Genomic DNA, 6,630 nt, shown 5'->3' with positions numbered 1-6,630 from the left:
GTTCGTTCAGATGGGGCAGCAGCACATCGAACTTCACCGAGAGTTGCTCGCGGACCTCGCTCGGAATGGCCATATCCTCCCAACGAGCCGAAGATCACAAAGCAACGCCTTATTTCCTTACGGCCTCACACCACCCGGCATCTGTGCCTGACCGACCTGGCCCGGATGGGCTGGGAGCTGCACACGATCGCGACGTTTGCCGGGCATCGCCATACCGACTCCACCCTGCAGTACATCCACCTGTCCGGCCGAGACCTGGCCGACAAGCTCAGCCGCGGCATGGAGCACATCCATGCATGGCGCATCGCGATGCTCACCGGAATCCGAGGCTCCCACGCTCCGCTGGTGCTCACCCCTTGCTGGTCACCGCTTCGACACGACGGTTGAGGTTCGCTCCGACGAGATACGGAGCATCGCCGAACTCGGTGTCCGTAACTTGCGGCGGCTGCAGTATCACGACCGGTCCGCGCCCGGCTGGACGACGATCGGACGGCTGCTGCGGCCGCTGGAGGTCGTCAACGCCGGGCTGGACGGCCCGGTTACTAAGCATCGGCGACGCGCCATGCTGGATGTCGTCGCGCTCCTGTTGCTGCGCTGCGCCGAGGAGGGCCGGGCCTTCTGGGGCTGGAGCGAGGACGAATGGGTCCACCTGCTTGGCCGTGACCAGGCCGACTTTCATCGCAACGCGCCCGCTTGGGCCGGTGATGAGGTCCCCGCCCCTACCTGGCGGCGCACGCCTACCTGCTGGGCTCGTTTACCGGCTTCGATCGCCTCGGCAGCTTCCAACGCCTCACCCTGGCCCGGCAGATCTTCGGGCGTGACCGGTTGAGTAACGAGATCGCCCAGGTTCGAGCCGTCCTGGAGGAGTGGGGTTACCGGCTCGGCCGCGATGACGACACGTTGCTGCCGATGGCGGCCTGCCGGCTGTTCCTGCTCAATCGCAGCCCTCACGTTGACGAGCTGACCACTGAGCTGTTCGCTCGCGTCCGGCGCGAGCGTCTGCTGCCGGGCGCGCAGATGAACACTTTGCACGCCCTGCAACGGGCGGTGAGCGCGCTGGGGTTCTGCGATCCGCCGCGGCAGGGCACCGGCCGTCACTCGGCCCGGGCCACGGGCGGCGCACCAGAATGGGAAGGGTGGGTCGACCGCTGGCACGCCACCTCGACGTTGACGCCCCGCACCCGCAGCGGCGTTCGCTCCAACCTGCTCAAAGTCGGCCGCTGGCTTCAGGCGGAACATTGATGGCGCTCTCTGAAGTCACAGAGCGCCAACAACATCCCGACGCCGCCGATCCGGTGGACTGGACCCGGCAGACCTGCGCGGCCTGGGTTGCCGCGCTTGAACGGATGAAGGTCGGTGACTACGTCCAGCGCACCGTCGGCCTGAAGGACCGTGCCGGCAAGCCGCTGGAAGCCAGCAGCAAGGAGGGGCAGCTCGCCGCGCTGCGCAGGTTCTTCACCGACTGCCAGGAGTGGGAGTGGCTGCCCCGCCGTTTCGACCCGCAACGTGCGCTGGCGACCCCGCGCAGCATCGCCGCTCTGCTCGGCCCGAACCCCCGTGTGATCGCCGACGAGATCTGGGCCAAGCTGTTATGGGCGGGCCTTAACCTCGACCAGGAAGATCTGCCGCAGACCAAGTCGGGGCACTTCTATCCGATCGAGCTCGTCCGCGCGATCACCGTGACGTGGCTGTTCAGCGGGCTGCGCAGCGACGAGATCGCCCGGCTGCGCCTCGGATGCATCCGCTGGCAGCACCAGGACGCCCCGATCCCCGGCGACTCCGACCAGGTCCTGGCCCGCGACGCGGTCTGCCTTCTGGACATTCCCACACACAAGACCGGAACCGCATTCACCAAGCCCATCGATCCTATCCTCGGCCAGGCCATCGACGCCTGGCAGGCCGTCCGCCCCGGCCAGCCGCTCTTCGTCGACCGCCGCACCGGCGAGCAGGTGAACCTGCTGTTCGCCTTTCGGGCACGCCGTGTCCCCTCCGCCTACATCAACAACACCGTCATCCCCATGCTCTGCCGCAAGGCCGGCGTCCCAGCCGCCGACGTCCGCGGGAACATCACCAGCCACCGGGCCCGCTCCACCATCGCCAGCCAGCTCTACAACGCCAAGGAGCCGATGACGCTGTTCGAGCTGCAAGCCTGGCTCGGCCACCGCTCCCCGCAGTCCACCCAGTACTACGCCAAGATCACCCCCACGACGCTGACACGGGCCTACACCGACGCCGGATACTTCGAACGCAACGTCCGCACCATCGTGGTCCTCATCGATCGACACGCCATCGAGAGTGGAGCCGCCGCCGCCGGAGAACCGTGGCAGTACTACGACCTGGGCCACGGGTTCTGCAACTACACCTTCTTCGAACAGTGCCCGCACCGGATGGCCTGCGCCAAGTGCGACTTCTATACCCCGAAGGACTCCTCCAAAGCTCTGCTACTGGAGGCCAAGGACAACCTGCAGCGCATGCTCGCCGCCGTCCCGCTCACCGACGACGAGCGGGCCGCGGTCGACGACGGCCAGGCCGCCCTTGACCAGCTTCTGGAACGTCTCGCCGACGTCCCGCGCCGTCCGGTGCGACCCCGCGGCAGATCGGTATCCGGCCCACGCGACGCTGCTTCCGGTCATCACTGTCAACCAGACGCCAACGTAATCAAGCTGCGGCAGGTCCCTCGACCAGGCAGCATGACGGCATGACGGATCTCCGATGGGACGAGGTCAGGGAATTCTTCGATCCCGACTTGATGGGCGCATTGCCGGACCTCTTTGTCCCTGACGCCACCGTCGAGGACTGGCAGACCGTCCTGGACTTGGTCAGAGCGCGTGGATGGCAGTGGCAGTACACGCAAGGCGACACGGTGCTGCCGCTGCCCACCGCCGCCGAAGTGCTCGCTCGTCCACCCGACGCTGAGACGGTGTCGCTGCGAGTCTGGCCTGCTCCGGGCGTGCTCGCAATCTTCCGGCTCATATCGGAGACCGAGATCGACTTCGACGTCGACCTTCGTGAACTGCAAGGTCAAGGGGGCGTCGACACGCTCTGCGACTTCCTGCGGGCGATCGGGAGCGAACTCGGCAAGCCCGTGCTCATGACCCCGGAAGGCGGAAGCCAAGAACACCCGGTCCTCGGCTTCGATCCCGTTGTCAGCAAGGTCGTCCTGCTCTGGGATCCGGCACCCGACTGACCGCGACCGATCAGCGCGGCTTGACAAGACAGATTCCACATAATGATCCGGTTGACTTGGCCTTCGACGGGGCCGGAGCTGTAGGGCAAGGAGAGGCCGGCGGTGACAGCGTCCTGGTCACGACGCAGGCCAATGACGAAGGAGTGCAGCTCAGGAAGGTCGTCAGCGAGGACTGCGGTCATCCAGGCGTCGAGCTGCCGGCCGCGGCGGTGCGTCATCATCTCGGCGAAGTGCCGGACATGGGTGCGCAGGGCGGCAAGCTGAGGGCTGGTGGCGCACAGCGCGTCGAGCTGGCGTTGTTCGTCGGGGTCGAGGTTGGCGGGGTTGCGCAGGAACCAGCCGGCGGCGTGCCGCACCGTGGGGGGCCGCTGCCGTGGCGGCTCGGCAGGAAGAGCGGTCCGTCGCCGCCTGGCTGCACGCGGACATGGCCGATGCCGGCACCGCCCGCACCTACTATCGCATGGCCATAGACGCCGCGCGCCGAGCCGAGCATGGCCTGCTCACCGCGTACATGACGGGAAGCCTCGCCCAGTTCGAGCTGGATGAGGACCCCTTGCTGGGGCTACGTCTCCTCGCACGAGCCCGCACGGTCATGGGCGACCGGCCACCGCCAACCACCCGCGCGTGGCTGGCATGCCTGGAAGCGCTCGCCCATGCGACCGCCCGCGACGAACGCTCCTGCCACACCGCTCTGGCCGAGGCACACCGTGCCGTAAAAGCCAGCGAACAAGCAGCCGCACCTCCCTGGCCTTGGGTGTTTCCCTTCACCGGAGCCAAACTCGCCGGCTTCCGCGCGCTCTGCGCTGTACGACTCGCCCGCCCGGCCCAGGCGCTGGAAGCGTTCGCCGAATCTCTGAACGCCATCCAGCCGGCCGAGAAGCAGCGCGCCACGTTGCTGCTGGAAATCGCCTCGATCCGCCGGATGGAAGGCGAGTTCGCCCCGGTGGTCTGCGGCTGTGGCAAGGTGCACGCCGCAGCCCGCCCGCAAGGGGTGCCATCCGCGCCGGTCAGCCTGGGGATCAATCTGCAGGCGTGGTGCGTGTATCTGATGATCGCGCACGCGATCCCGGTACACCGCTGTGTCGAGCTGGTCGTCTCACTCACCGGTGCGCAGCCCTCGCCAGGGTTCGTCCACGGCATGATCGCCCGCGCCGCCACCGCGGTCGTGCAGGCCAACCTGCGTATACGTGCACTCCTGACCGCCGCGTACGTGGTGTGCTGCGATGAGACGCCGATCCGGGTTGGTGCGAAGAAGGCCAAGAAGTATTTGCTGGTCGCCTGCACGAGCCTCTACACCTGGTACATGCTCGGCGACCGCACCATGGCCACCTTCAAGAAGTTCATCATCGCCGATCTGAGCGGTGTGCTCGTGCACGACCGCTACCAGAACTATGACTCGGCCGAACTCGGCGTCCACGTGCATCAACTATGCACGAGTCACCTCCTGCGCGATCTTGAAGACTGTGCGGAAACCTACCCCGGCGCGGCCTGGCCGGCCCAGATCCAGACCGCGCTGCGGGGTCTGATCCATGCCGCCAACCTCGCCCGCGAACAAGGCCACCCGGCGATGAGCGCCGGCACCCAGGCGATGTGGATCAACAGCTTCCGGCACGGGGTGCGCGTCGGCCTGTCCCAGGTGCGCCGGATCCCGGGACCGGCCAAGACCGTCACCCAGCCGATCGGCCGCGTCCTGCTGGAAGTACTCCGCGACCGCGAGAACGACGTACTGCGCTTCGCGCACGACCTCCAGATCCCACCCACGAGCAACCAGGCCGAACGCGATATCCGCCCGGCCAAGACCCAGCAGAAGATCTCGGGCAGACTCCGCTCGGAGCAGACCACCGAGCATCGCTACGCCATCCGGGGCTACATCTCCACCGCCGCCAAACACGGCGCCGACGTCATGACGGCAATCCGCGACGCCCTCCTCGGGCGCGCCTGGATGCCACCAGACCCACTACCGGCCTGATTCCGGCCACCGGCCACGACAACTCACGCCCGAGGGTGGCTACTCACAGCGATCATGCCGACCCGGAACGCTTCGGAGCTGAATGCGTACCTCTAGACGGGATGCCAGACGATCACATCACCATCCACCCGACGATCAAAGTGACAACAGTCACACCAAACCGGAAGGTTACAAAGTGTGCACGGCCTGAATGTTTACGCCTATCACCGTACCGGCCGTCGATGACTTTCTCTCAAAAGTCCGAAAGACCACTACGCGCGTTCAAGAAATTTCTAATAGCGCGAATCATTTCTCCGTCATGCTCCACCAGGACGCCGCATTGAATAATGACTCTAATCAACAAACAAAGCTTCAAGCATACGGGTACCCTTGTCAAATTCTTGCACCGTTGCCCTAATGCGTCGGCCATCGATCTTCTTGCTTATCCCAGCGATGCAGGAGTCCGGGCAACTCTCTATCGCCTGTGGCCAGTCAACCCAGCCAGCTTCATAGAACTTCTCTAGAACTACTTTCGGCGGTACATCAGAGTCCAGAACATAGGATATGTATGCACCTCCCTCTGGCGCAGAATCACAGGCACTACCTTCATCAAGGGTCGACCGCACATCCGGCGCCAACAGAGGTCCTACTTCTCTGGCGAGCTGCCCGCCCTCACGCCTATCTTTCTTATAGCACTCCTCCAACGAAGGTGCAGCCTCGTTATAACCTTGACATCCTGAGATAACCGCCACTATGCCGACCAAGAGCAACACTAAGCCCTTTTTCATACAACACCCCCTAGGGCTATTTCTATGCTCGCTATATATTGGACGCGTCAACCCACAGGGCCGGCACGAGCGATTTCTAGCTCCTCACGTTCGTCAACCAGAGAGCGAGCGCATATTATGGACGCATTTATTAGCAGACAAATGACCTTGGGCAAGAGTAAACTTTGTCTCGTTTTGCACCCACAAGATCGCGCCTCTCCCACATCTTATACGCGACGTTGTACAGACTATCTATGAAGTCCGCCTGCTGACTCAGTCCCGGCTTACCAACTGCTTTTGTCCTTTGCCAGTCATCTCTCCAGCCCAACTCGTTCAGGGTTGCCCAGTTGCGGGCAGTATAATTGTTCCGCTGATCCGCCGCTGAATCGCATGGGCGGCCGGCCTTGAGCTGACTACACGGAGTCCCCGAGCCCCTTTCATGAGCATCTCCCAGCCCTTTTGCAAAGTCAGCACCAAACTGTGCGCCTGCCGAAAACTACATCCATGCAGCTCAAGCTGCGTGTGAATACTCGTGGAGAACGCCGCCGAGCCGGTCTCTTCGGCGTATGTCCAAAGCGGCGATGCGCCCTGGATCTTTGATCAGATCCGGGACGACGCGTAGCGGGGCCGCTTGATCAAGGGCTTGGTGGACGCGGTGCTGGTTGTAGAACCGTTCGTACTCGCGAAGAGCGTGACGCAGATGGTGTTCGTTCCACAGCAGGCAGCGA

General features: G+C 64.3%; 7 protein-coding genes and 1 pseudogene. 6 read left to right on the top strand and 2 right to left on the bottom strand.

The window, feature by feature from the left end; translation table 11 throughout:
* The first annotated feature begins 93 nt into the window (after positions 1-93).
* From EJK15_RS75945 to EJK15_RS66550, 5 genes are read left to right on the top strand one after another with little or no spacing between them, the layout of a single operon-like run.
* The gene (locus tag EJK15_RS75945; protein ID WP_338089974.1) at positions 94-387 is read left to right on the top strand and encodes a tyrosine-type recombinase/integrase; all 294 of its coding nucleotides are present in this window, start codon (positions 94-96) and stop codon (positions 385-387) included.
* Between the two features lie 49 nt (positions 388-436).
* Positions 437-829: a hypothetical protein gene (locus EJK15_RS73935; RefSeq protein WP_138720478.1), complete on the top strand. Its 393-nt coding sequence runs from the start codon at positions 437-439 to the stop codon at positions 827-829.
* Entirely contained in the window at positions 826-1,242 is a 417-nt protein-coding gene (locus EJK15_RS73930) for a hypothetical protein (RefSeq protein WP_206062242.1), read from the top strand. The genes EJK15_RS73935 and EJK15_RS73930 overlap by 4 nt, the downstream gene beginning before the upstream one ends.
* A complete protein-coding gene (locus tag EJK15_RS73925) occupies positions 1,242-2,702 on the top strand; it encodes a tyrosine-type recombinase/integrase (RefSeq protein ID WP_206062240.1) in 1,461 nt (486 codons plus the stop codon). The genes EJK15_RS73930 and EJK15_RS73925 overlap by 1 nt, the downstream gene beginning before the upstream one ends.
* Entirely contained in the window at positions 2,699-3,187 is a 489-nt protein-coding gene (locus EJK15_RS66550; protein WP_138720477.1) for a hypothetical protein, read from the top strand. Before EJK15_RS73925 ends, EJK15_RS66550 begins: the two co-directional genes overlap by 4 nt.
* Positions 3,188-3,243: 56 nt before the next feature.
* Here the strand turns inward: EJK15_RS66550 and EJK15_RS78330 are convergent.
* A pseudogene (locus EJK15_RS78330) lies at positions 3,244-3,543 on the bottom strand (DesA/ISL3 alpha bundle tail domain-containing protein); the annotation flags it as partial.
* 17 nt (positions 3,544-3,560) lie between these two features.
* Here EJK15_RS78330 and tnpC point away from each other — a divergent pair.
* Complete coding sequence (gene tnpC / locus EJK15_RS66540) at positions 3,561-5,156, top strand: IS66 family transposase (RefSeq protein ID WP_138720475.1); 1,596 nt, start codon at positions 3,561-3,563, stop codon at positions 5,154-5,156.
* A 332-nt stretch (positions 5,157-5,488) separates the two neighbouring features.
* Here tnpC and EJK15_RS66535 read toward each other — a convergent pair whose 3' ends face one another.
* Positions 5,489-5,923: a hypothetical protein gene (locus tag EJK15_RS66535; RefSeq protein ID WP_138720474.1), complete on the bottom strand. Its 435-nt coding sequence runs from the start codon at positions 5,921-5,923 to the stop codon at positions 5,489-5,491.
* Between the last annotated feature and the right edge of the window lie 707 nt (positions 5,924-6,630).

Source organism: Nonomuraea basaltis (assembly GCF_005893125.1).
GTDB lineage: Bacteria > Actinomycetota > Actinomycetes > Streptosporangiales > Streptosporangiaceae > Nonomuraea > Nonomuraea basaltis.
The sequence above is the reverse complement of the archived record's forward strand: the minus strand, read 5'-3'. Positions and strand labels throughout refer to the sequence as shown.

Bases quoted from the DNA above. Each gene is read 5' to 3' on its own strand.
- EJK15_RS73925 (WP_206062240.1), top strand. From the start codon at position 1,242: ATGGCGCTCTCTGAAGTCACAGAGCGCCAACAACATCCCGACGCCGCC.
- EJK15_RS66550 (WP_138720477.1), top strand. From the start codon at position 2,699: ATGACGGATCTCCGATGGGACGAGGTCAGGGAATTCTTCGATCCCGAC.
- EJK15_RS66535 (WP_138720474.1), bottom strand. From the start codon at position 5,923: ATGAAAAAGGGCTTAGTGTTGCTCTTGGTCGGCATAGTGGCGGTTATC.